The organism is Kordiimonas aquimaris, from assembly GCF_025574485.1.
GTDB lineage: Bacteria > Pseudomonadota > Alphaproteobacteria > Sphingomonadales > Kordiimonadaceae > Kordiimonas > Kordiimonas aquimaris.
In genome coordinates this window covers 543,374-568,354 of sequence record NZ_JAOBPO010000001.1, presented here as the reverse complement: position 1 = coordinate 568,354, position 24,981 = coordinate 543,374, and the positions used below count along the sequence as shown (strand labels likewise).

General features: G+C 47.4%; 17 protein-coding genes and 1 tRNA gene. 5 read left to right on the top strand and 13 right to left on the bottom strand.

Features of this window, described 5'->3' with window-relative positions; translation table 11 throughout:
* Positions 1–307 precede the first annotated feature (307 nt).
* The 3 genes from OEU88_RS02680 to OEU88_RS02670 all read right to left on the bottom strand — a co-directional run bounded on the left by OEU88_RS02680 (position 308) and on the right by OEU88_RS02670 (position 4,616).
* Complete coding sequence (locus OEU88_RS02680) at positions 308–1,354, bottom strand: EF-hand domain-containing protein (RefSeq protein ID WP_262693554.1); 1,047 nt, start codon at positions 1,352–1,354, stop codon at positions 308–310.
* A 163-nt stretch (positions 1,355–1,517) separates the two neighbouring features.
* A complete protein-coding gene (locus tag OEU88_RS02675) occupies positions 1,518–2,315 on the bottom strand; it encodes an SDR family oxidoreductase (protein ID WP_262693553.1) in 798 nt (265 codons plus the stop codon).
* 114 nt (positions 2,316–2,429) lie between these two features.
* Positions 2,430–4,616 carry a penicillin acylase family protein gene (locus OEU88_RS02670; protein ID WP_262693552.1) on the bottom strand — a complete coding sequence of 729 codons (2,187 nt, stop codon included), beginning with the start codon at positions 4,614–4,616 and terminating at the stop codon, positions 2,430–2,432.
* A 160-nt stretch (positions 4,617–4,776) separates the two neighbouring features.
* Between OEU88_RS02670 and OEU88_RS02665 the strand changes: the two genes are divergently transcribed.
* Complete coding sequence (locus OEU88_RS02665; RefSeq protein WP_262693551.1) at positions 4,777–5,652, top strand: alpha/beta hydrolase; 876 nt, start codon at positions 4,777–4,779, stop codon at positions 5,650–5,652.
* A 4-nt stretch (positions 5,653–5,656) separates the two neighbouring features.
* On the opposite strand, the gene OEU88_RS02660 is transcribed toward OEU88_RS02665, so the two are convergent.
* A complete protein-coding gene (locus tag OEU88_RS02660) occupies positions 5,657–6,622 on the bottom strand; it encodes a tetratricopeptide repeat protein (RefSeq protein ID WP_262693550.1) in 966 nt (321 codons plus the stop codon).
* Between the two features lie 155 nt (positions 6,623–6,777).
* Between OEU88_RS02660 and OEU88_RS02655 the strand changes: the two genes are divergently transcribed.
* Positions 6,778–8,400, top strand: coding sequence for an amidohydrolase (locus tag OEU88_RS02655; protein ID WP_262693549.1), 1,623 nt, complete (start codon positions 6,778–6,780; stop codon positions 8,398–8,400).
* A gap of 84 nt (positions 8,401–8,484) precedes the next feature.
* On the opposite strand, the gene OEU88_RS02650 is transcribed toward OEU88_RS02655, so the two are convergent.
* From OEU88_RS02650 to OEU88_RS02635, 4 genes are all read right to left on the bottom strand, one after another.
* A complete protein-coding gene (locus OEU88_RS02650; RefSeq protein WP_262693548.1) occupies positions 8,485–9,405 on the bottom strand; it encodes a cyclase family protein in 921 nt (306 codons plus the stop codon).
* 27 nt (positions 9,406–9,432) lie between these two features.
* Positions 9,433–11,478: a redoxin domain-containing protein gene (locus tag OEU88_RS02645; protein ID WP_262693547.1), complete on the bottom strand. Its 2,046-nt coding sequence runs from the start codon at positions 11,476–11,478 to the stop codon at positions 9,433–9,435.
* A gap of 113 nt (positions 11,479–11,591) precedes the next feature.
* Positions 11,592–12,272, bottom strand: a complete 681-nt coding sequence (locus tag OEU88_RS02640; RefSeq protein WP_262693546.1) for a nitroreductase — start codon at positions 12,270–12,272, stop codon at positions 11,592–11,594.
* Between the two features lie 121 nt (positions 12,273–12,393).
* Positions 12,394–15,210 carry a M14 family zinc carboxypeptidase gene (locus tag OEU88_RS02635; RefSeq protein ID WP_262693545.1) on the bottom strand — a complete coding sequence of 939 codons (2,817 nt, stop codon included), beginning with the start codon at positions 15,208–15,210 and terminating at the stop codon, positions 12,394–12,396.
* 293 nt (positions 15,211–15,503) lie between these two features.
* Here OEU88_RS02635 and OEU88_RS02630 point away from each other — a divergent pair, with 293 nt between their 5' ends.
* Entirely contained in the window at positions 15,504–18,758 is a 3,255-nt protein-coding gene (locus OEU88_RS02630; RefSeq protein WP_262693544.1) for a VPS10 domain-containing protein, read from the top strand.
* A 112-nt stretch (positions 18,759–18,870) separates the two neighbouring features.
* The gene (locus tag OEU88_RS02625; RefSeq protein WP_262693543.1) at positions 18,871–20,607 is read left to right on the top strand and encodes a DUF885 domain-containing protein; all 1,737 of its coding nucleotides are present in this window, start codon (positions 18,871–18,873) and stop codon (positions 20,605–20,607) included.
* A gap of 32 nt (positions 20,608–20,639) precedes the next feature.
* On the opposite strand, the gene OEU88_RS02620 is transcribed toward OEU88_RS02625, so the two are convergent.
* Entirely contained in the window at positions 20,640–20,981 is a 342-nt protein-coding gene (locus OEU88_RS02620; protein WP_262693542.1) for a zinc ribbon domain-containing protein YjdM, read from the bottom strand.
* A 187-nt stretch (positions 20,982–21,168) separates the two neighbouring features.
* On the opposite strand from OEU88_RS02620, the gene OEU88_RS02615 reads away from it, so the two are divergent.
* Positions 21,169–21,642 (top strand): YybH family protein, encoded by a 474-nt coding sequence (locus tag OEU88_RS02615; RefSeq protein WP_262693541.1) that lies wholly within the window; start codon positions 21,169–21,171, stop codon positions 21,640–21,642.
* Positions 21,643–21,734: 92 nt separating this feature from the next.
* Here OEU88_RS02615 and OEU88_RS02610 read toward each other — a convergent pair whose 3' ends face one another.
* The 4 genes from OEU88_RS02610 to yghU all read right to left on the bottom strand — a co-directional run bounded on the left by OEU88_RS02610 (position 21,735) and on the right by yghU (position 24,712).
* Entirely contained in the window at positions 21,735–22,970 is a 1,236-nt protein-coding gene (locus OEU88_RS02610; protein ID WP_262693540.1) for a methyl-accepting chemotaxis protein, read from the bottom strand.
* Positions 22,963–23,502, bottom strand: coding sequence for a PAS domain-containing protein (locus OEU88_RS02605; protein ID WP_262693539.1), 540 nt, complete (start codon positions 23,500–23,502; stop codon positions 22,963–22,965). The genes OEU88_RS02610 and OEU88_RS02605 overlap by 8 nt, the downstream gene beginning before the upstream one ends.
* A 186-nt stretch (positions 23,503–23,688) precedes the next feature.
* Positions 23,689–23,765: transfer RNA gene (locus tag OEU88_RS02600), tRNA-Arg, on the bottom strand.
* Between the two features lie 62 nt (positions 23,766–23,827).
* Positions 23,828–24,712, bottom strand: coding sequence for a glutathione-dependent disulfide-bond oxidoreductase (yghU, locus tag OEU88_RS02595; RefSeq protein ID WP_262693538.1), 885 nt, complete (start codon positions 24,710–24,712; stop codon positions 23,828–23,830).
* Positions 24,713–24,981: the final 269 nt, after the last annotated feature.

Sequence of the window (24,981 nt, the reverse complement as noted above, 5' to 3'; positions counted from 1 at the left end):
AGCTTCGCTGAGCTTCCAACTCCTCCCACTGTCCGAGTGCCTTGTTGTGCTCGGGCAGATTATACAAGCATAAAGTTTCTGGTCTAAGGCATTAATAAATTAACGCGTTTAATGCCCCATAGAAGACATACCCTTGCTGAAGGCACGCTCAGGCAAAAAATGAGGCCAAGGTACCGCTTCGCGAAAGCTACAAAACACCCTCATTCTTCTTCAAAGTACCCGCAAGCTATGCGTAAACAAGTTGCGTCCATTCAAAAGCCACTCAGGCCTACACTTGAGTGGAGCGATGTTACCTGAATTATCCGCTCTATATTTTCGATAAAATTCGATTGATGAATTCCTGAAGAACAATGCGTTTATCATCGTTAAGGTCGATGCTATCAAACAGTTCTTCTATATGTTTTTTCTGTCTACGCGCGCCATAATTCAGATCATAACTATTCCATAGAGAGAGTCTCGCCCCTTCACCAAGCGCCTTATGACACTCAGGTGGTAATTTTACAGTTTGCTGGAAGCTATAATTTTCTACAAAGAATACTTCTGCGTTACCGCTAAATGCAGAATTGAATTCTTCAAAACTAACATCTCCATTACCATCAATATCAAAGAGGTTATGCTCCGCGGTAATCCGCAGAATATCTGGGAGTAGTTGCGATTGACTAAATTCTTCCATCGACAACGCTTGATTATTATCTAAGTCCAATAACGCATGCTCATACGTATGCTGTGCGATCGCAATATCATTAATTGCGCTTTGACATACTGTGTCAAAACTCTGGACTGTGAAAGCCTTTTCAGAGCTCATAATAACTGCGTCACTCTCAAGCAGTGGCATATTATTCGTTTTAAATTCAGCGTTATGTAAATAATAATTGCCAACGCTTGCTTGCGGTAATATCTGACTAGCGCTGGATGCCTTACCCACATTACCAATGTATTCGGGCAACGAAATTTCTCCGTTACCATCCTGATCAATCTTTGCAAAATAGGCACTCACGAAGGGCCCATAATCTCTTTCTGCTTCATCAAAAACTGTAAAGGCGGCTGCAACAGTTAACCCGCCTGCGAAAAATCCTGTCAGTATCATTTTTAGGCTTCCTTTCATATCAGCACGCCTATTGGCATTGCTGGATTGTGGAAACACAAAATGTCCATGTTGAAGATGCAGATTAATGGCGCCCCGCAAGACTGCACTTACTGTCTTACCCTCTGCCTTACATGCCAGAACAAAGGCCTGCTTGTCTTTATGTGGCAACCTGATTTCGATGGTCTCCGACTTTTTCAGCGGCACACCTTCGTCGTTTAATGCAGAAGCATCATCGCAGTTTTCAAGGGAACGTTCCTTATCCGTCACGTGAACCATGCTCCATGAACATCATGTGTTTCAATAAGGTTTTCAAGCCTATGCACATAAAGACAATCTACAACAGAAAGGTCGCCCTGATCCTGTAAAAATGTGTCCCGAAAAATGGAATACTTTTGTCAGGACACGCTAAAAGGTACCGAAAGCATGAAACTTAATGCCCCATAGAAGACATACCCATGCCAGCCGACCCCGCTGCAACAGCGCCGCCATCCGCAGGCAGAATAACACCGGTTACATACCGCGCAGCGTCAGAGCCAAGGAACAGACACACATCGGCCACATCTGATGGCAGGCCCATACGTTGCAGAGGCACTGCTTTCTCAACGGCATCGCGCATCTTCTGGGTTGGAGCGAGACGGGCCATACCTTCTGTGCCATCAATTGGCCCCGGGATAACAGAGTTAACACGAACACCCATTGGACCCCACTCTATTGCAAGTGTACGCGTGATCATATCAACACCTGCTTTAGCTGCACACACATGCGACTGCAATGGCATAGCAATCATGGCTTGAGGCGCTGAAATATTCATTACACTGGCGCCGGGTACATTTAGATATTCAAATCCTGCACGCAGAACATGGAAAGTGCCAAGCAGATCAATTTCAACAACAGACTTAAATCCGTTCGGGCTCATGCCCAAGGCCGGTGCAGGAAAATTACCGGCAGCGCCAGACACAAGAATGTCAATTTTATCAGCATCACGGACAAAAGCTTTATACACTTCTGTTACAGCCTCAAAGTCGCGCACATCAGCCGTATAACAAAATGCCTTACCGCCGTGTGCAGCGATGGCCTCCCGCGCAACTTCGGCTTTTTCAGCGTTCCGGCCAACAACACCAACAATGGCGCCGCACGCCGCATATGCTTCCGCGATACCCAAATTAATGCCACTCGTGCCACCAAAAATCAGGACATTTTTACCGTTATAGTCAAATGATACATTCATTGCTGCTTATCCTTATCTAGGCCAACGGTGTATATCGTTGGCTACCTTATGCCTCATAAATTATGCCGAAATTCCCAACATACAAACACTCTCCAGAATACATTTGTTAGGCACTTATTCTTCACCTGGATGGTACGCACGCACTGCATGCTTTTTCACATCATCCAGGTATAGCCATGCTGGTTTATATTGCTTCTGCGCGAGAAGAGCGGCCTGATCCATGTGGTGCTGTGAATTTGCATCAACACTTGCGCCGAATACATGCACGGACCGTGAAACAATTCTCTTACTGCGATCACGCGGAAAATCAATAATTGCCGTGTAGGAATTACCACCACGTTTGTAACGCTTCTTCAGGTCAGGTAAACGCGTATTACCGCTAATAAGACTGCCGCCGGACCAATGCGGCACACCTGGTGTTGCAAGGCTTTCGCAATCATCACAAAACTGCGGTACACCCTTGCTGTCAACAGCTGGTCTTTGAGCACGATTAATATCACCCCATGACACACGCCAATCACCCCAGTCAGACTGCAATCGGGCAACCACTGTCTCCAGTGCGGTAATTATTTCTTCTGGTTGTTGCTCGGATAATAATCCTCGCTTACGACACTCCTCGTACCAGTCCACATAGAGTGTGGGTGCATTTTCATCCATGCGAGCTACACCGTCCCAGCCGACCAAAACATCAATGATTGGCGCCAATGCTTCGCCGCGCGCATGGTCAGTGAAGTTAACGGCCTCGTAAGCACCAAGCAGGACAAGTTTGTGAGGCTGCCACGACATCATGGTCGTGTCGAAGCTTTCTCGCTCCCATGTTGCAAAATCAAACCGCTCAATACCCTGCAAGATACGCCGTGCATTGCGGCTGCGTGCGTTGTCGCTTTCACGCACCATATAGGGCGGAAAACCTTCCTCTCTAGGGTCGCTTGCACTCATGCTGGTCATAAACGGGGTGGTGTTTGTGTTTTGCACAAAATGCGACACGGCGTCTAACACTTGTGGTATTTCCTCAAGCGAATGATACCCCTGCCATTCGGTCGCAGGGTTGCTGCCATCGACAGGATTGTTCCAATCAAATGACGCATCTTTTTTAGGAAAGGCGCCATTATAAACATAGTAAATATGGCCGTCCCGATCCGCGTACATATAGTTGCCAAATTGCATTTTAAGTGGTGTCACCGCGGCTTTAAATTCATCAAAGTTTTGCGCACGTGACATAGCGTGCCACTGATCCAGCCAGCCCGGTTCATCAAATGTTGCAAATCGTGCTGATAACAATTGACCGTCCCGCATAGCAAGCACAGGGCCGTGGTGTGTTTTACGAAACTTTACAGGTACCGGTGCAGCATCCCGCACCTTAATTTCATCGCTCCACTCGCTGGCTATCCGGAAATCGCCATCATAGCGATAGGCAAGCGGATTTTCACTTTCGCCAAAATGCTCAATCCACGCGTCTTCCTGGTCACCGTTATTATCCGTACTGGCCCACCCCAGATTTTCACCAAACCCAACATAAGGGAGCGGAAAACCAAACCTGCTATAGCCCGTGAAATTCCAACCTTCATCGGAAATAACATGCGCTTCATAAACCTGCCCCATACCAAAAGACGGCAAGTGAGGATTGATGAATAGATAAGAACCTGTGCCCTCAATCTTGGGGCCATTCGCCGCCCAGGAATTTGAACCAAAAGCATTAGCAAGTTCTGTATCAGTTTGTGGTATTTGAGTTTGAACAGTAGTCAACGCTGACCCGTTAATGGCTTCAAAAGCAGCGCGGCGCTCTTCGTTTGTGAAATCAAGGCGCCCCAGAAAACCACCCATATAATACATACGGCGAATAAGAGCGAGCGGATACCAAGGTTCAAACTTTGTGAAAAGCCGCGGCTTCACATCAGGGTTTTGTGCCAAAAAATAATTAAGACCCGCAGCGTAACCATCCAATAATGCTTTCGTGGAAGGTATCGCCGTTTCATAATCCCGGCGTGACAATCTCTCTATCTCTAGTGAGCGTGCGATCCAATCAGATAACACCGCTTCTTCACCAAACACTTCAGCCGAACGCCCCGATGCCAGAATAAAATTAAGCTCTAGCTGAGCAAAATTATCCTCAGCTTGTGCGTATGCCATACCAAACGCAGCGTCACCGTCTGTCCTGCCATAAATATGAGGTACACCGTATGTATCACGGTAAATCGTTACGTTTTTTGCCGGATCATCCGACACAGTTTGTTCGGCGCTGCATGCGGCAAGCAAAGCCATTGCTGTCAGGCCGAATAAAACTTTAGCAAAACACTTCATCCCAAGCTCCCCACCACAAAGGCTATTCCCACTCGCTACACTAACCTTTCTGAGTGTATTATCAAACGAAGAACCTGTGCATGCATGATACATACGTGACGATTGCCAAAAAGCCGTGTTAGTGTGCAAGAAAGCAATCATGCACCGCAGGGGATTTATCGTGCATCAACTTTCAGTTTCTATCGCATTCTTATTTATTGTTTTCTCATTAAGCGCACACGCGGCAGATTATGACCCCGTGACACAAGACCCTGTCGTTGATCCAGAAAATCCACCGCATGTTGTTGAACTGCAAATTGAGAGCGATGGCTATATGATGAACGGACACCTGTATGTGGCAAACGGTGCAGGGCCGCATCCCACTATTGTCTTCCTGCACGGTTTTCCCGGCAATGAAAAAAATCTGGACCTTGCACAAACCATGCGGCGCGCAGGCTTCAATACATTATATTTTCATTACCGTGGCGCATGGGGTAGCGAAGGAGAATATAGCGCCACTCATCTGATTGAGGATGCAGCAGCGGCAGTGAAATATTTGGAAGACGAAGGGCGTGCTGGCAAAAACCGCATTGATCCAAACCGTATTAGCCTGATTGGTCACAGCCTTGGTGGTTTCACAGCACTTGTTGCCAGCATCGAGAACCCGCAGATACAATGTACTGTTGCTCTAGCACCAGCAAACTCTTACCCGCGCGCAGCGCAGATAACCGATTTGGATGCATTACCAGACACTTTTGTACCTGGCCTTAAAAATTATTCATATGCTGACCTAGTCCGCCAAATTCTAGCAGATAAAGCGCGCTTTGATTTTGTACCGCGCATGGGCGCCTATAAAAGTAGGCCTTTACTCTTAATTTCAGGACTGCAAGACACCGTCTTGCCAATGGAAACACAGGTTCCTATTGCAGAGGCTGCTCAAAAAGCCAAGGCTGCACATTTCGAGCATGTGACATTTGATGCCGGGCATTCATTTTCAAGCCACCGCATTGGGTTAATGAAACATGTTTCAAGCTGGATGGGCGCGCATTGCAAGTAAGCTATTAATTGTCACTCAAGCGTTTAATTGCCTCTTCGGCGCGAGCCACCGAGCCCGCAAGGTCAATAGACATAGCCGTTTTCCGCGCACGACCATAAGCCTTCATTGCGGCTTCCTTATTTCCTTCCACTTCGGAAATCTTAGCTTCTACAAAGAGAACGCGTACTAACCCGTTTGGTGAGTTAATTTCCTCTGCCACATCTAGAGCAAACGCAACTGTTTCTTTTGCACTCGGTATATTTCCCTGATCCGCATACGCTGATGCAAGTGTTATAGCTGCGAACATAGCCGCGTCAGTTAAACCACCTGTTCTACGGTGCATTAAGGACTGCTCGAAAAAGGGAACTGCTGCACCCACTTGCTCAGAAATCAAATGAATAAAACCTACATGCCGCCCATAATCCGCAAGCATAACAGCTCGTGCATTACCACTTCGGTTTTCTAATTCAAGGGAGCGATCAAAATAGATACGTGCTTTCTCAAGCTCACGGCGTTGAAAAAATACAAGCCCTAATGCATGGGTAGCATCGGCTTGACCATATACATTATCAAGCGCTGTATATACTGCAAGGGCCTGCTCACCATACCTCTCCGCTTGCGGAAATTTTCGTTCTACCATCTCGGCGCGGTAAAAGTATTTTGCCCGCGCAAGTAAAACAGCTGCTTGAGAATGCTCATTTGCCATGCTGCTTAATAAAGCGGCTTTATTGATATGATCCAGACTAGCAGCAACAGGCCGTGTATTCTGGTGCAGTCCGATGCGATCATTAATTGCCGCCAGCTGCAAATGCAGCTCAACTTTTTGATCAACATTAGTATTTTTGCACGCAAGAATACTCTCTGCCTGATCAATCGCTTGTGCCAATTGCCCACTATAATATGTTTTTTGAATAATGCTTTTTGCCGCGTGACTCTGCGAACAATCAAGCGGTGTCGAAACAATCAAAAGCCCTAATATCAGCGACAGCATATTATCTTCCTATCCAACTTAGTAACAAAATAACATTACATAACCCGATAACCAAGACCTCTTCTGTTTTATAATCTACTGCCCAAGGTTTTATTATTGGGTTCCCCAATACCAAAACTTGAAGTAGATTTGCCAAAACCTTGGGGAGGGTCATCATGAAGAAAGTTAAATCTACCAGTTTATACCGTGCGACAGCATTTGCTTTAATGTGCGCATCAGCACCGTTTGTTGCTGCGCAAGAAAAACCGGAAGAACCAGCGCCTGTATTGTCCGGGTTGTCGGCACAAGCCGCAGCGAATATTGATAACCATAAAAAACAAATTCAAGAAATTATCGATAGCCTGTTTTCGTTCTCCGAACTTGGTTTTCAGGAGTTTGAGACGCAAAAATACATGACCAACCTTCTAGAAAAAGAAGGCTTCAGCGTTGAACAGGATATTTCAGGTCTGCCATCAGGTTGGTGGGCTAAATGGGGTAGTGGCAAACCTGTTATCGCGCTGGGCTCCGACGTTGATGGCATTCCAAAATCTTCACAAATGCCTGGCGTTGCCTACCGTCAGCCTATGGTAGAAGGAGCACCGGGACACGGCGAAGGACACAATTCAGGGCACGCCGTTACCGTTGCCGCCGCGCTCGCTGTTAAAGAAATCATGGAACGTGAAAACCTGCCTGGCACAATCATGATCTGGCCCGGCATTGCTGAAGAACTTGTCGCGGCCAAAGCATACTATGCTCGTGATGGTCGCTTTAAGGATGTGGACGCCGTTATGTTCACACATGTGGGTCGCAATCTTTCTACATCATGGGGCGGTGACCGCGGCACGGGCCTTGTGTCTGTCGAGTATCAGTTTGATGGTATAGCCGCGCACGCAGCAGGCGACCCGTGGCGCGGTAAAAGCGCTCTTGATGCTGTCGAATTAATGAACATCGCATGGAACTTTAAACGTGAACATCTGCGGCCATTACAGCGATCACACTATGTGGTGGTTGATGGTGGCGACCAACCCAACGTCGTGCCTTCCAAAGCAAGTGTTTGGTATTTCATTCGTGAAATTACCGCAAAGCATATTCAAGACAATTTTGCGTCTTTGCAACAGATTGCAGAAGGCGCTGCAATGATGACAGGCACCACAGTGAAGCGCCGCATTATTGGCTCCGCGTGGCCACGACACTTTAACAAAGTTATCGCTGAGCGCATGTACAGCAACATTCAAGCTATCGGCCTTCCTGAATGGTCCGAAGACGACCAGATATATGCGCGTGCTGTACAAAAGCTGATGGAAGCAGAAAACCTTGAAGAAGAAGGCATGCCAACCGAACTGGAAGAATTACAAGGCCCGCCGGAAAAACCAATCAGCGGTGGTTCAGATGATATTGGTGATGTATCATGGAACGTACCGACAGTAACACTTCGCTACCCCTCCAACATTAATGGCACAATTGGCCATCACTGGTCCTCAGCAATGGCCATGGCAACGCCGATTGCACACAAAGGTGCAGCCGCTGGAGCGAAGGTATTAGCAGCAACCATGATGGACTTGATCACACAGCCACAGTTGCTTGAAGATGCCTGGACTTACTTCCGCGAAGAACAGTCAAAAGATATTGAGTACAAGCCGTTTATTGGACCGGAAGACAAGCCCGCCATTGAGAAAAATCAAGCCATCATGGCACAGTTCAAAGACAGACTTAAGCCGTTCTACTATGATCCATCCAAGTACGACACATATCTTGAACAGCTTGGCGTAAACTATCCTCAGTTAGAACCCAAAAAGTAACTGGTTAATCAAACAGATACTGTGAGCACACACTGCAAAGAGTTGTGCTCCAGTTATCTTCTAGCCGTAGGAAATGGCCCTACATTAACGGATTGCAATTGGGTTAATCACCGCTTGCACGGACCCTTCAAACTTGGGCTGTCCCAGCACAAACATAAACTCGTGAGCATCATCCGCTGCAAGCGGCCCGGTGTTCATGTTCTCCAAAATATAAACACCGTTTTTCGGAATAAGGACAGCATGAACCGGAAATGCCATTGAACCATTTTCGGCAGGAACAACTTCCACGCTCGGCGAGTCTGCACCAACAGCAACAACACCAAGGTCAGCCAAATACTGCGCACCTTCAACACCCAAACCTGGACCTACAGTTTTGAAGCGCTCAGGGTCATCTTCCATGATACTGAGCCAGCCTGTATGAAACAACACAACATCGCCGCGCTTAATTACAATACCTTGCGCTTCAGCTGCTGCTTTAATCTCTTTATTATTAAAAACTGTGCCCTCTTTGAGAACAGATTGGCCAAAGTGTTTTGCCATATCAAGTAGTACACCGCGCGTGACAATAGGCGGGATATTCTCTGTACCAAGCTTGGTTAAGCCTGCTTGTGTTTTTATATCTGCTGACGTGTGACCACCATAAAAAACACCATCAACGCCAATATGACCAAGGCCATCAATTTGTGACCCAATCCCAAGGTATGTCATCAAAAGATCATCGTGCCCTGTCAGCTTATTGTTGCCATATGGGCCTAAATCAAAAATACCCATTTTATACCAGCGGGTTCCCCACGCAGGTGTATCAGGGCCGGTAACAATGCCCAAAGAATAAGTCTTTCCTGTTTTTACAAGTTTTGATGCTGCCTGCACACCTTCAGCGCTCAGGTTATTCGCAGCACCTATCGTGTCGCCTTCGCCGTAATCGGTTTGCGCTTGAGCGACATTGACGCTGATGCCACCAAAGAGCGCCGCTCCCATTAACCAGTATCTGTTTGGTAATTTCATGGTCGGCACTCCTATATGTTGTTTGCTTTAACGCGATTGTTGGCGTTGCATCTGAGCGCGGCGCATACCGTAAAATTCAGCGAAAGAAAGTGCGCCGTCACCGTCTCTGTCAACATTCTTTAATCGCCCGGCATCCCAAGACTTTGCAAGGCCACCGCTCATCTCGGACCGAGCCAGCTTACCGTCCATATCTTTGTCTGCAAACCCATAGAACTGCCGCACGCCAAACTGCAACGGATCATGAACAGGATTATCAGCCGTCTCTTCTGTCCAGCGGAACATAAAGCTACCATAAAGCATTTCATCACTTGACTGCAGGCCCCACGGCACAACTCTATCAGGATCAGGGTTGGCTAGGTTTCTGCCAGTATTATCATAAGCTGTACGGTGAATCAGGCGCGCTCCGGCAGGCACTTCGAGCGGCTCTTCAAGGCTATATGTATGCTGCCAGTTAAAATCATACTTCGGCACAGACAATATGGTTTCAGACCTGCCATCAGGATATTCCACATCAAATTGTGAGGCTGTACCCCTAAAGTGTGCATGCGGGAAAAGCATGTAGATAGTTGCAGGGTTATCAAACTCAAAATATGCTTGCTCATAATGCGACGCCTCATTCGCTGGAATACCAAGGCGTGGATTAAGTGCAACTTGTTGGCGCAGCTTATAATCCGGCGCATCTTTGTAGAAATACAAACCTAACTTTGTTCGATCCGTTGTTTCTCGGCCAGAAGGCGTATAGTGCATCTGGAAGCGAAACTCGCCGCCAGCCTTCACTTCAACACCCGTACCTTCCGGATAAATATAACTCTCCGCACCTGGTACAAAGCCAATCAGATAGTTATCAAAAACATCGTCATAGTTACCCTCACCAGGCTTGGTAACCTCTTCGGATGACCCCACAAGCGCATGATGCACAACTGTTTTGTCGCCCGGAACAACAGTAACTGCACGCACCCAAACATCTTTATCAAGCGGGTTTAGAACTGTCGGAAACTGGTAATCCACAACACCTGAACGCGGCACATCGAAACCTGGTGCTTCAATAATCAGATCCGGCTCGCCAAGCGGCCATTCTGTTGCCGCAGTTTGTCGCTCCGCAAGCGGATCAGAGCCTTCACCGCGTGGCGCTCCAGCCTCGATCCAGTGCACTAGTGTTCGTTTTTCTTCAGTGGTTAAACCACGACCATTAGAGAATTTACCAATATGAGGGTCTGCGGACCACGGCGGCATCCGTTTTGTGCGAACAACCTCTCGGATCATCGGCGCAAAACCTTCGATCATGCTATAGTCCGTCATAGCCCAGGGGCCAATACCACCTTCTTCATGACAGCTTGCGCAGTTTTCAGCAAGCATCGGGGCGATCGTTTCACTATAACTAATCTGTGCATGCTCAGCACGCTTCGCCGCCTCCGGCAGGTTAACGATACAGCCTTTTGAGGCACGAATACGTTTCTCAACTGCCTCACCGGCAAGCGTTGCTGATAATGCATCTGCAAGATAATTCTCTCCGGCAGTACTGCGCTGTTGACCGTATCCAATACGGTCATTAACAGGCCCGCGGTAAACGATGCTCCAATCATCTGGCGAGATAACCAACACCTCAGCTGTTCGCTTAACACCGAGCGCTTCGGCAACAAGCTGTGTTTCATCTTTCAAGATCGGCATATCATAGCCAAAGTCTTCTGCTTCGCCGTTAAGCTTGGCGCGGCTATCCTGACGATTTGCATTCAACATATAAAACTGAACACCCTGGCCCAAAAACTGGTCGCGCACAGCTTGATAATCTGACCATGCATTGCGCACGATCGGGCAACCATTTCCCTGAATCATGAGAACAATCGCTGGCGCATCACTATAATAATACAGCTCATGCGAGCGACCTTTATGGTCCAGCAACGTAAAATTATCGACATAGTCATTAGGGTTAATGCTCGAGGTATCATAGGCAACCTGTTGAGCCGCACTATCCTCAATTGAAGATTGTGCATCTGCGCTTGTTTGCTGATCCGTGTTCGTTTCACTACTACACGCGGCCAGTGTCGCCGCCAACATTACCGCCAATAACCGCATGACCTATTTCCTTTAAACTTTATATATAGCAAACCCTAGTTTTCATCTTGTGTACACGCAAGTGACAATATTATCAAAAAGATGCTCTCAATTAAGCGTAAGCGCAAAAATTCTTAATCGTCAAAACCAACAAATGTAACAGCATCTTCAATTGACTTACGGTTTGTTACAACTGCATTTGCAGGAAAACTTTCGTCTGGATATCCCATGGCGATACAGATCATAATGACCTGATCTTCATCAACTTTCGCATGCTCACGTACGACAGGCGTTTGCATAATACCCTGACTATTGATCACACAACCAAGGCCGCGTGACCATGCTGCATTAACAATGGCATTTGACAGACCACCGCAATCAAACGGCGCCACATCATCTCCGTGAACCGAACGATCATAAGTAATAACGATCGAAACAGGCGCATCAAATTGGCGAAAGCCGCGCAACACCCAGTCATGCCGACCTTCTTTGTCGTGCCGTTCAATACCCATCACGCCGAACAATTGTTTGGCAACTTCAATCTGCCGTGTGCGATGATCGCCGTCGTCATATGAATGACGAACACGTATTTCGCGTGAATGAGGCACGCCGCCAACATTCCGCTCTACATTACCCTTGCGGATTTCATCAAGCGCATCGCCGGTTACTACCGTCATGTTCCAAGGCTGAGTATTAAAGGAAGATGGTGCTCTCATGGCGAGGCCAATCACCTCTTTGATGACGTCTTTAGGTACTGGCTTTTTCAAGAAACCACGCGTACTGCGCCGCCCCATGATAACGTCATCATATTCCATTCCGTGCTCCCCTTACGTAATTAATTAAGATGTGAACTAGGGTGACAGAAGCAACTGGCAAGCATCGTTGATTAAAAATCACACGCAGAAAAAAGGGTCGCCGCAGCGACCCTTTTCAGCATTATTTCAAATCATTCCAGAACATCAACGCATTATAAACAAATGCATGGTCATGGTGATTAAGGTGCCGGTGCAAAGGGTTCCAGCCAAACAGAATAGCCTGACCTTCACCGACAGTCGTTTCGATAATGGCCGGTGCACCGTTAAGCTGTTTCTTGCCGCTTAATACTCCACCGGAAAGAATAAGCGGGCCACTTTTGCTCTTCTTCTTATCACCGTCAGATTCCCCACGCTTCCACGGACGCACACTAGCTTTCTTGCTACCAAACTGTGCCACCATGAGGTCGCGGTCATCTTTACCGACACTATAAAACGGTGTGTTACCACGGAATGCATACGAAATTTCGTCGTACCCGAATGTAAGCGGTGACGTAGTATCGTTGATTTGCAGACGTACAAACGAACCCGGCGTATTAACACGCGGGCGGTTCATGCTTACATCAGATGTGATCCCGCTTTCGGCAACCAAACTACCGCCTGAAGCAAGGCCAATGAAAGTCCCTCCTTCACTGATAAACGATTGAAGCGCAGCCATACCGTCAAAGCCAAACCCGCCAGTAACATCCGGTGAGCTAACAATACGGCCATGGCTTGGCGTTTCAGGTGTTGTTTCATATGCTAGCGGTGACCATTTTTTATCCACACCGTTCACAAGCGCCTTTAAGCTACCGCGTCTACCAAAGCTTGGTGCAACAATCACATCATATTTGGCCAGCAAATTGCCTGCTTTAAGTTCAGCTTTTTCAATGATGCTGTACGGCACCTGTGATTGATCAAATGTGTAACGGACCCAACCTGGATCCTGTGTTGAAATCCAGCTATGCAATAAACCGATGCGCGGCACATCCAGCTCAATCATTTCGCCTTTTGGCAAGCTGTTCAAACCAACAACATCAAGAAGTGTGTTTTCCACGACACGTTCCAGCGCATCCTTATCAACGGTTGAAGCATCAATAAAGATACTGCCCGCAGGGAAGATATTTCTGCCTGACTTCACTTCAGCCTTCGCGGCATGCATTGTCGCACTTGCTAAAGCAAAGCGGAGCTCACCGAGGCCTTCTTGACCTCTGTGTGCTACAGCATAATATCTGGAGCGTCCAGGCAAGTCTTCCGCTTCATAAAACGCGGCACCGCTATCTGCTTTACTTGACTTCAATTCCAGCACATCAACGTCTTCCACAAACTCGACATCAACACCGCGCATTAAACCCAGCGTCCATGCAACATCGTCGTATGGTGGCACATCAACATCTTCAGGAAATTCCTGCTCTTCAAATAAGGCTTTAGCAAACGGCCCGTAAGGCTGGTTGAGCTTGATCAAGGCATCACCTCGCTCAATTTCAACATCACCAAACTCACCGTCAGCACCCGCGATACTAACCTCTATGCCCTGTTCCATAACAAGGTCGATAAGTTCACGCGCTGCGCCGCTATCACGTTGATCGTTGGGAATAAGGATAGCCTTCACATCACCCGAAGCACCTTCAGCAATTGATGCTTTCGATTTACTATAAAAACCGGCAACCAGTTGCTGCGCATTTTTAGATGCATACTCAAGAGATGCGTATACACCGCTCGACATAAAGTTCACATTGTTGCGCATGGACCAAAGTGTTTCTTCGGACGGCGGGCTTGGGCGATACCATGTTTTATCTGTAGTTTTATCCCCGGCAAACCGACTGTCGCCGAGATCGCGCAGCATTGTCTCTGAACCACCATTACCAAACGTCTCATAGAAACGACCGTTTGAGTTACGATTGTTGGTCACCCAAAGCATATATCCGGGCCACCAACCTGTGTAGAACCCCCATGTCCACACACCGGGCATGCCCATTGTTGTCAGGCGGTTAACTTCATAGTTGGCAATAGATGCCCACTCCGTAACTGTTGTTGCACTAACGCCCGGGTTATACGGGCCAGTACCTGTTGCCACATACAAATACGGCACACTTTCATGCAGATCGAGCGACAAGGTTGGCTTGTATTCATTGAACCCGCGCAAGAAGTTTTTGGTCATGGGCTGCGTCAAACCAATACCATCCCGGTTATTGTCATGGAATGTATATTTACCCCAGAAAGGCGGACCACTCGGTGGCCGGTCATAATAGTCTGTGCGGCCTTTATTATGCTTGAGAAACCATTCTGTTGAACGGTTGCGACCATCCACCTCAAATACAGGCGTAATCATCGTAATGACGTTGCTGCGAATATCTTTAAACAATTCGCGGTCTTCTGCCGCCACCCGGTATGCAATTTCAAGCGCCGTTTCAGGTGGGCCGTATTCCGTAGAGTGCAAACCAGCCGTAATCCAATATATTGGTTTCGCGGCATCGATAGTTGCTTCAGCATCTGCATCGCTCATACCCCGCGGATCAGCGAGCGCATTCAGCCGTGCTTTATAATCATCAAGGTTAGTAAGCGTTTCAGGGTCAGCAATAATGATCGCGATCATCTCGCGACCTTCAGCCGTCTGACCAAGGCTAACAATCTCGGCGCGGTCTGTTGCATCAGCGATGGCGCGCATATAGGCGTGAATTTCGGCGACATTAGTCATCTCGCCAGGTGCACCTGCAATATGACCCAAGAAATCCCGCGGACTGGGTATAGTGGGATGATCAGGGATAACAGACACCCAATCATTCATAAACCGTTCTTCAGTGGTTGCCGCGCGAATTGCCTCGCTTGATACTTTATCAACCGGTAATCCACCAACAGATGCTGGCATCGTGCTCTCATCGGCAAATACCATTTGCATCGATAAACTACTGACCAGTAAAGATGCACCTGCCAGCATACGCAGTTTCATTTTATAACTCATAAGACCCCTCCCTCTTTTGATTTCATCAAACGTAGAGGAAAGGCAGGCCCGTGAAAAGCTTGAATCTAAACCATAGTATGCCTTCGCTCATATTATAGCCTTCATTTTCCAAGAATTGTTGTCAGCAAACAGTGATTGTGCAAAGCTAATCAGGCTTGATATGGGGGAGCGTACAATAATCTTTATTTTCTATCGTTTAATGAAACGTTTGGCTGAACGTTTTGATGGCAAGTATAGATGATCATGTGACCAAAACCCCTGATAATTTGACGTTTAGACAAAGGAAGCGAACGATGAAATTCACGGCCATTTTGGGCGCAGCACTTATGGTGTCGCAGGCTACATATGCGCAGTCCTCGGACGACAAAGATTTAATGACAAGCGACACCTTCAAAGGTATGGCGCTTAGAAATATTGGACCCTCTTTCATGTCTGGCCGCATTGCCGACATCGAGATTGACCAGACAGATCCGGCCACATGGTATGTTGGTGTTGCGTCCGGTGGCGTCTGGAAAACAGAAAATGCAGGAACAACATGGACGCCTCTGTTCGACGGCGAAAGCGTATATTCCATCGGCACTGTTACTATCGACCCATCGAACAAAAATGTCATATGGGTAGGTACAGGTGAGAACGACGGCGGTCGCCACATCAGTTTCGGTGATGGTGTTTATCGTTCACCGGATGGCGGTAAAACATGGACAAACATGGGCCTATCAAAGTCCGAACATATCTCTGAAATTATCGTGCACCCTGAAGACCCAAACACAATCTGGGTAGCGTCTCAAGGACCATTGTGGTCAAGCGGCGGCGAGCGCGGCGTGTTCAAGTCTACCGATGGCGGTAAAACGTGGGAAAACAAACTGTCTGCTGATGAATGGACAGGCGTGACCGATATGATTATCGATCCGCGCAACCCTGACCGCTTATACGCAGCAACATGGCAGCGCCAGCGCACAGTTGCAGCCTATGTTGGTGCTGGCCCTGAAAGCGGCCTTCACATGTCAGATGATGGCGGTGAAACATGGACCAAACTGACAACTGGCCTGCCTAAAGGAAACCTCGGTAAAACCGGTATGGCAATTTCACCGCAAAACCCTGATGTTTTATATGCGGCAATCGAACTTGATCAACGCACGGGCGGTGTGTGGCGTAGTAGCGATCGCGGTGCTAGCTGGACCAAAATGTCTGATATGATATCAGGTGGTACAGGACCACATTATTATCAGGAACTGTTCGCTAACCCACATAAGTTTGACCAGATTTACCTTGCAAACAACCGCACACAAGTGTCGGACGACGGCGGGGCTACATGGCGTGTTCTTAAGCAAGAATACAAGCATGTGGACGATCATGCGATTGCATTTCACCCCACTGACCCTGATTATATAATGGTTGGTTCCGATGGTGGTATATATGAAAGCCACGACGGCGAAGCTAGCTGGCGTTATATTTCAAATCTGCCGATTACACAGTTCTATAAAGTAGCCGTCGATGACGCTGCGCCGTTTTATTACATTTACGGTGGTACGCAGGATAACTCCACGCAAGGCGCACCTTCACGGACAAATAACAGGCACGGGATTCAAAACTCAGATTGGTTCATCACGCTATTTGCTGATGGTCACCAACCAGCAACAGAACCCGGTAACCCGGACATTATTTATTCGCACTGGCAACAAGGTAACTTGGTAAGAGCTGACCGCACTAACGGTGAGGTTGTGCATATTCAGCCTCAGCCAAAACCGGGGGAGCCTGCAGAGCGGTTTAACTGGGATGCGCCTATATACGTTAGCCGTCACGACCCTAAACGTATCTACCATGCATCGCAGCGCCTGTGGCGTTCTGACGACCGCGGCGATAGCTGGACAGCTATCTCACCAGACCTAACACGCAACCAAGACCGGATGAAGCTGCCTGTTATGGGGCGTCAATGGTCATGGGAAGCAGGCTGGGACCTGCTCGCTATGTCCAACTACAACAGCATTACGTCCGTAGGCGAGTCGCCACTTGATGAAAATATCCTGTATGTAGGAACCGATGACGGCCTTGTACAAATCACGGCAGACGGCGGCGCAACTTGGCGCAAAGTTGAAGTAGGTGACATGCCGGGCGTACCGGACACCGCGTTTGTAAACGACATCCGCGCTGATCTTTTTGATGCAGATACTGTTTACGTCGCACTCGACAACCACAAATACGGCGACTACAAACCATATTTGCTCAAAAGTACCAACCGCGGCCGCACATGGAAATCCATGACCAGCGACCTGCCTGAAAAACACCTGGTATGGCGCATTGTTCAGGATCATGTGGACCGTAACCTGTTCTTCCTTGCAACAGAATTTGGTGTGTTTTTCACACCTGATGCCGGCGAAAAATGGATTGAGCTTACAGGCGGATCACCAACCATTTCTTACCGCGATGTTGTGATCCAGCGCCGTGAAAATGATCTGGTTGCTGGTAGCTTTGGGCGCGGTATTTTCATCCTTGATGACTATTCGGCTCTCAGGAACATGGATGAAGATACACTCAATAACGAAGCACTGTTGTTTGGTGGCCGGACAGCCTGGTGGTACGTGGAACGTCACCCACTTGGGTTTAGCGAAGGTGCATCACAAGGTCACAACTTATACCGCGCACCTAACCCGCCGTTTGGTGCCAACTTCACATATTACCTGAAAGATGATCTGAAAACAGCGCGTCAGGAACGTCAGGACCGCGAAAAGCCATTGATTAAAGACGGGAAGGATACACCATTCCCGGGGTTTGATGTTGTCGAGTCAGAACGTCGTGAAACAGCACCTGAAGTTTGGCTCACGGTTCGTGACACAGACGGTAATGTGGTTCGCCGCATTGAGGGCAGCACTAAAAAAGGCTTCCACAGAGCCGCGTGGGATTTACGTTACCCATCACAGCAAGCTGTTTCTGGTGGCAATGAACCACAAGGCTTCCTTGCTGCACCGGGTACGTATTCTGTAACGCTTTCCAAGCGTGTGCGCGGTGTAACTACAGTTATGGCTGGCCCTGATAACTTTGAAGTGAAACCACTTTCGAGCGGTGCACTCAAAGGCGCAGACCCGGCGGATGCAGTTGCCTTCTGGGAACGTACCTCAAAGCTTCAACGCAGCGTTAGTGCCGCAATTTCTTCATTGCGCGGCCTAGATACTCGCCTTGGTAACTTGAAAACAGCAATTACCCGCTCTCGTACTGCACCAAGCAGTCTTGACGACGAATGGCAAGCAATTCGTACGGAAGTGTATGCAATTGACGAAGCATTAAGCGGCAACAGGACGCAAAATGCAGGCTTTGGCGCAACACCGCAAACGATCCAAAGCCGCCTTGGCAAAGTGCTGACCGGTACAGGTAGCTCGACATATGGCCCAACCAAAACGCACCGTGATGTGCTTGGCTATGCTGAAGCTGACTTTGAAGCAGTGCGCACGCGCCTTAACACGCTCTTGGGCACAACTTTGCCAGCGTTTGAAGCACGACTGATTGAAGCGGGAGCTCCTTGGGTTGCAGGAGCTGCAATACCAGCAACTTAAGGAACGCAGACAATCAAAACAATCAGCGGCGTGCCATATGGCACGCCGTTTCCTTATGTAAAATAAACCCACATCGTTGACACAGACCTGATGCCTGTCGATACTCCCCTACATGAAAATAAAACACCTGATATCGGCCACAGTTTTGCTGTGTGCGTTTGCTGGCCGCGGAACCTTCGCGGATACGCCTTCACCGTTTGATACCCTCTTGAAAGATCATTGGGAAAACGTGCTGAGCGAACAAGTGTTTTTCAGGCGCGATCCAGATGTGTTCCGTATGGATGGCCCTTTACCTGACTTCAGCGCCGCAGGCCGCTTACGCCGCGAAAAATTCAATGAAACAGTTATCAAACGCCTTGAGGTGATTGATCCGGAAACGCTTTCTGCCACTGGCAAAATTAACTACAAGCTCTTTAAATACGAACGCCTGGCAGAGCGCGAGAGCTACAGGCAGCCTGATCATTTATTCCCACTGAATATATATGCCGGTTTTCATACATACTTTGCAGAAGCACCTGCAAAAATGTCATTCCTCAGCACACATGATTATGACAAATATATCGTTAGCCTTGCAGACTTTCCTCGCTATAGCAGTGATTTCACAGCATCGCTGCGTGAAGCTATTAGCAAAGGGTGGACACATTATTGTAAAAGCTTTGAAAGTTATGAAACCACTATAAGCCGCTCAATATTTGATGACATTACACAAAGCGAATTTTACGCACCAATTGCCAATTTTCCCTCTGCTATACCTGCCGACAAGCAAGCAGAGTATAAAGAGAAGATATCTATTTTAATTCGTGATGTTGTCATTCCCGAATACCGGAAATTCTACGCCTTCTTCACAGAAGAATACATGCCAAGCTGCCGCAATGAAGTGGGGATAACAGCTTTAAACGGTGGTTCAGACTATTATAAATATCTGATCAATTTCCACACCACGACCGGCATGTCTGCACAGGAAATCCACGATTTAGGCTTATCCGAGGTCGCGCGCATTCGTGCTGAAATGGATAAAATCATTGAGAAAGTCGGCTTTATCGGCAGTTTTAAAGAGTTTTTGGACAGTTTGCGCAACAACCCGAAATCATATGCATCCAGCCCGCGCGACCTGCTAGAAAAAGCAGCCTTTATTGCACAGCGTATGGAAGGTGAACTGCCAAAATGGTTTACGGTTCTGCCACGCGGTACATATAGCATTAAAGCAAGCCCGGGCGGCGGTGCGTATTATGTAGCACCCGCTGGCGACGGCAAGACATCCGGCACATATTATATTGGGGCTAATAATTACCTAAGCGAACCACTGTATAACCTTGAAGCGCTGACATATCACGAAGCAGTGCCGGGCCATCATTTTCAGGGCGCCATTGCGCAAGAACTGGATATGCCAGAGTTTCGAAAGACACTGTATCACTCTGCCTACGGCGAAGGGTGGGGACTGTATGCAGAAAGCCTTGGTGTTGACGCCGGTTTTTACGAAGATCCCTACAGTGATTTCGGCCGCTTAACATACGAAATGTGGCGCGCATGCCGCTTGGTCGTGGACACAGGCATGCACGCATTTGGCTGGTCACGACAAAAAGCGATAAACTATTTGCTGGAGAATACAGCACTTAGTGAACCTGATTCTATCAATCAAATTGATCGCTACATCACATGGCCTGCACAAGCACTGTCATACAAAATTGGTGAACTTCGCATCCAAGCGTTACGCGACAAAGCCGAGCACGAACTTGGCGATAAGTTCGATATACGCCGTTTTCACGATACAGTTGTTGGCCAAGGTTCATTACCTATTGCCGTGCTTGAAGAAATTGTTGGTGAGTGGATAAACGCTGAAAAAAGTTAAGCTGCCATAGCGCCCGTGCGATAGTGTGGGTGCTATATTTTCTTAACAAATCCAGATTTAAGTTTCATCGCACCAATCCCGTCTATTTTGCAATCAATGTCATGATCACCGTCCACAAGTCGAATATTCTTGACCTTGGTGCCCACTTTAACAACGAGCGATGAACCTTTCACCTTCAAGTCTTTAATGACTGTGACCGTATCACCGTCATTTAAGGCATTACCATTTACATCTTTAAAAGAACTGCTGTCATTTTCGTTCGCGTTCTCGGCACCTAACATCCACTCATGTGCACATTCCGGACACACCAACATACCCCGGTCTTCATAGGTATAGATAGAGCTACATTTCGGGCAGGCTGGCAATTCGTTCATAAGGCTTCCTTAAACATTTTTCAGCGGTATAGAAGATGTTTGCAACAATCACAATAAGGCTATCGCGAAGCCTTCATAAGGAATGCATATTCTCTCAACATATCGCTATTTCAACTCAACTAGACTAAGCTCATCAAGACTATATCCATGATTTTAACGCGGCCCTAACTTCACTTAGGAGGCACCGATGACACATATCTTTAAAGTATGGAAAATCTTTATTCCGCTCGTAGCACTGATCACCACAACTTCCGCTCAAGCAGATGACGCAAACCTTGCTGCTCATATTCAGTTGCAAAATGACAAATTTATGAGTGCATTTAATAGTCAAGACTCTGCTGCGTTAGCAAAATTATATACCACTGATGGTGTATTTATAGGCAACAACGCCAGCCCCGTACGCGGACAAATGGAAATCGCCAGATTGATGTCAGCTATTTTTAGCGGACCGTCTGTACAGATATCGCTTGTAACCAACTCGCTTGATCAAAACCGCGGCACCGTCAGTGAGATTGGTACATGGGAAATGGAATTTAACCCAGATAACGCCGAAAAATTCAGCCAAACAGGCAACTATGTTGTCGTATGGGAAAAGCAAAAATCTGGTGAGTGGTTGATGGCGATCGACATGGTCAACAGTAATGTACCTGCCGGACAATAAACCGCGTCTGTGATCAGCTGTTATCAAGAAACATTAGTCAGCCTTACTTGATGGGCTGACTATATCCAATGTTTTCGGCTCCGTAAGCGCTACTAAATATCGCGGATTTCCTCCAGGAAAGATTCGGACTGCTCTTTTAGCATCATAACGGTGCGCGCGAGTTCTGTTGCCGCACCATCCAATTCTTTGGCGCTGTTCATTGTTTTATCTGCCGTCACATGAACACTCTTTATATTGCCAGCTACCTGCTGTGTACCTTCTGACGCTTGCTGTATGTTACGACTAATTTCCGATGTTGCCGCCGATTGCTCTTCTGTTGCTGCAGCAATGGCTGCCGCTATTTCATTCAGTTCAGCGATTGTTGTGCCAATGCCTGAAACAACTTCAACCGTTGTCCCGGTATTATTTTGAATCGAACTAACCTGAGAACCTATTTCACCGGTTGCATTAGCTGTTTGCTGTGCAAGAGATTTCACTTCGGAAGCAACAACAGCAAATCCGCGGCCGGCATCACCCGCACGAGCTGCCTCAATTGTTGCATTAAGCGCGAGCAGATTCGTTTGTTCGGCAATATCATTAATAAGGCTAACAACACGGCCAATCGTATCACTGGCATTCTTCAAAGCTTCAATAGTAGTAGAAGCATCGTTTGCTTTTCCTGACGCTTCCGTCGATTTTGCAGCAGACGTGTTGACCTGCCGCGAAATTTCTTCAACTGAAGCCGAAAGCTCTTCAGCTGCAGATGCAACGGTTTGTACATTGCTCGTTGCCTGCTCTGCAGCTGCAGCAACAGTGGCTGCGAGGCTTTGGTTTTCAGATGCATCGGTCATTAAAGACATTGCCGTTGTCTTCACCTGCTCGACAGCCGTTGTCAGTGTAGCAATAACCTCCATCACTGACTGCTCAAACTTGCCAGAAACCTTGGTTCGCTGTTCTACTTGTTCAGCAACCATCTGTTCCATACGCCCCGTTGCCCGGTTGATAACCTCTGCACCGCGACCAAAGGTGCCCGCCATACCTTCAACCAGAAATTTTCGGTAAAACTCACCTTCAGATGCCGCGTCCAATGACGCTGTTGCTTCACGAATGAAAGCATCTGTTAAGTCAAGCATGTGGTTCACATTGGACAGCGTACTGGATTGATCCGCATACTGGTCCCAGTCAACGATTCGTGCTTCCAGGTCACCCGCCTTAATCGCTAGCGCAACACTATTAATTGCTGCGAATGCGCGAGTGTAATGCGCGTTTTTCTCTTGCTCTATGGCAAGCGCATTTTCCAGTTCTGTCACACGTAAAGAAGCATCATTTTTTTTGCTGAGATTAAACATGGCTTGATCCTGTGTTCCAGATATACTCATCATAGCTCTGGCCAATATCTCTGTACGTTGCCTGTAAAAAAGCCATGCTCTCATCAAGCGACGCTTTACGGTCAGCATGAGCACGTTCAATGCGTATCAAATCCTTATACAGTGGCACAATGTCAGCGATGCCTTTGGCGCTGGGTGCCCTGCGGTTAGAATGGTAACCAACAACCTGTCCATCCTGATCATAAGACGGACTAACATGCGCGATAACCCAGTAATACTTACCTGTTGCTGACATGTTTTTAACATATGCGAAAATTTCTTTTCGCGATTGCAGGCGCTGCCAAAGTAATTTGAAGACCGCCCGCGGCATATCAGGATGCCGGATAATATTATGCGGTTTGCCAATAACGGCATTTGTAGGCATTTCAGCTACACGGCAGAACACGTCATTTGCGTAAACTATGTTGCCTTTAAGATCAGTTTTAGAGACGATGATTTCATCTTTTTCAAAATGAATACGCTCATCTAACGGAATAACATTTGTTTTTTTCATTTGCTCGAACCCCAATTCAATGCAGTTCAAGTAAATACGAAAACAGTTAATGTGTTATTAACACGTATACTAATAAGCCATATAATAGCTATGAAAAAGGTTTAGTTACTGCTTATTTTAAAACAATTCACGCCTAGATTTATTATCATAATGAAATAAAAGCCAACCCATTATAGGCTGGCTTTTTGGTGATCCCGGGTGGATTCGAACCACCGGCCCCCAGATTAGGAATCTGGTGCTCTATCCAACTGAGCTACGGGACCACTGGCGTTTTCTGAGCGATAAGCTTCTTACTGTCAAGCCTCAAGCGCGACGTGACTGTTTGTTATTTATCGTTGTTATCAGGCTCTAGTTTATCTTGAGTCTTTGTTTCAAAGTCATCAGCATCATGACGCTCACGAAGCTGGCTGCTTGGATCGCCCCAAGCACGGTTAACCATACGACCACGCTTTACGGCTGCACGCTCCGAGATATCTTTGGTCCAACGAATCACATGTGTGTATTCATGTGTGCTCAGGAATTCCGCAGCTTCATAAACTGTGTTTGATACTACTGCACCGTACCAAGGCCATATTGCCATATCAGCAATTGTGTATTCATCACCGCACATATATTTCTTGTCAGCCAGATGGCGATTCAGCACATCCAATTGTCGCTTAACTTCCATCGCAAAACGGTCAATACAGTATTCTATTTTTACCGGCGCATAGCTATAGAAATGCCCAAAACCACCACCTAGATAAGGGGCACTACCCATTTGCCAAAACAGCCATGACAAGCATTCCGTTCGCGCAGCTGGTTCTTTAGGTAGGAACGCATCAAATTTTTCGGCAAGGTATAAAAGGATCGCGCCAGACTCAAAAACACGTGTTGGCTTGTCTGTGCTGTGGTCCACAAGAGCCGGTATTTTTGAGTTGGGATTAGCATCCACAAAACCACTACCAAACTGATCGCCTTCACCGATATTAACCAGGTATGCATCATATTCAGCACCTGTATGACCGAGTGCCAAAAGCTCCTCGAGCATAACCGTTACTTTCACCCCATTCGGCGTTGCCAACGAGTAAAGCTGCATAGGGTGCTTGCCAACGGGTAACTCTTTATCGTGCGTAGCGCCAGCTATAGGGCGATTGATCTTGGCAAAAGCGCCGCCATTTTCTGCATCCCACTTCCAGACTTTTGGCGGCGTATACTCATTGTTTTCACTCATGGAAATGACCCTTTATATTAAAATTAAAACCGCAATGCTTGCATACAAACAACGGAGCAGCCCTCTAGCAGACAATGAATATAGGTTGAGGCAGTAATTTCTCAATGCCTTGACCCTCAATAAAACGTGACACGCGGTGGTGCATAAAAAAACCAACGCATAGAGAAGCTACGACGCTACAGAGTCGCAAAAGTCAGGGAAGTTACCTCAGAGTCCGAATCTCGAACAATTGAAACGCATCAACTAAATCCCATTCAATTGTACGGTGA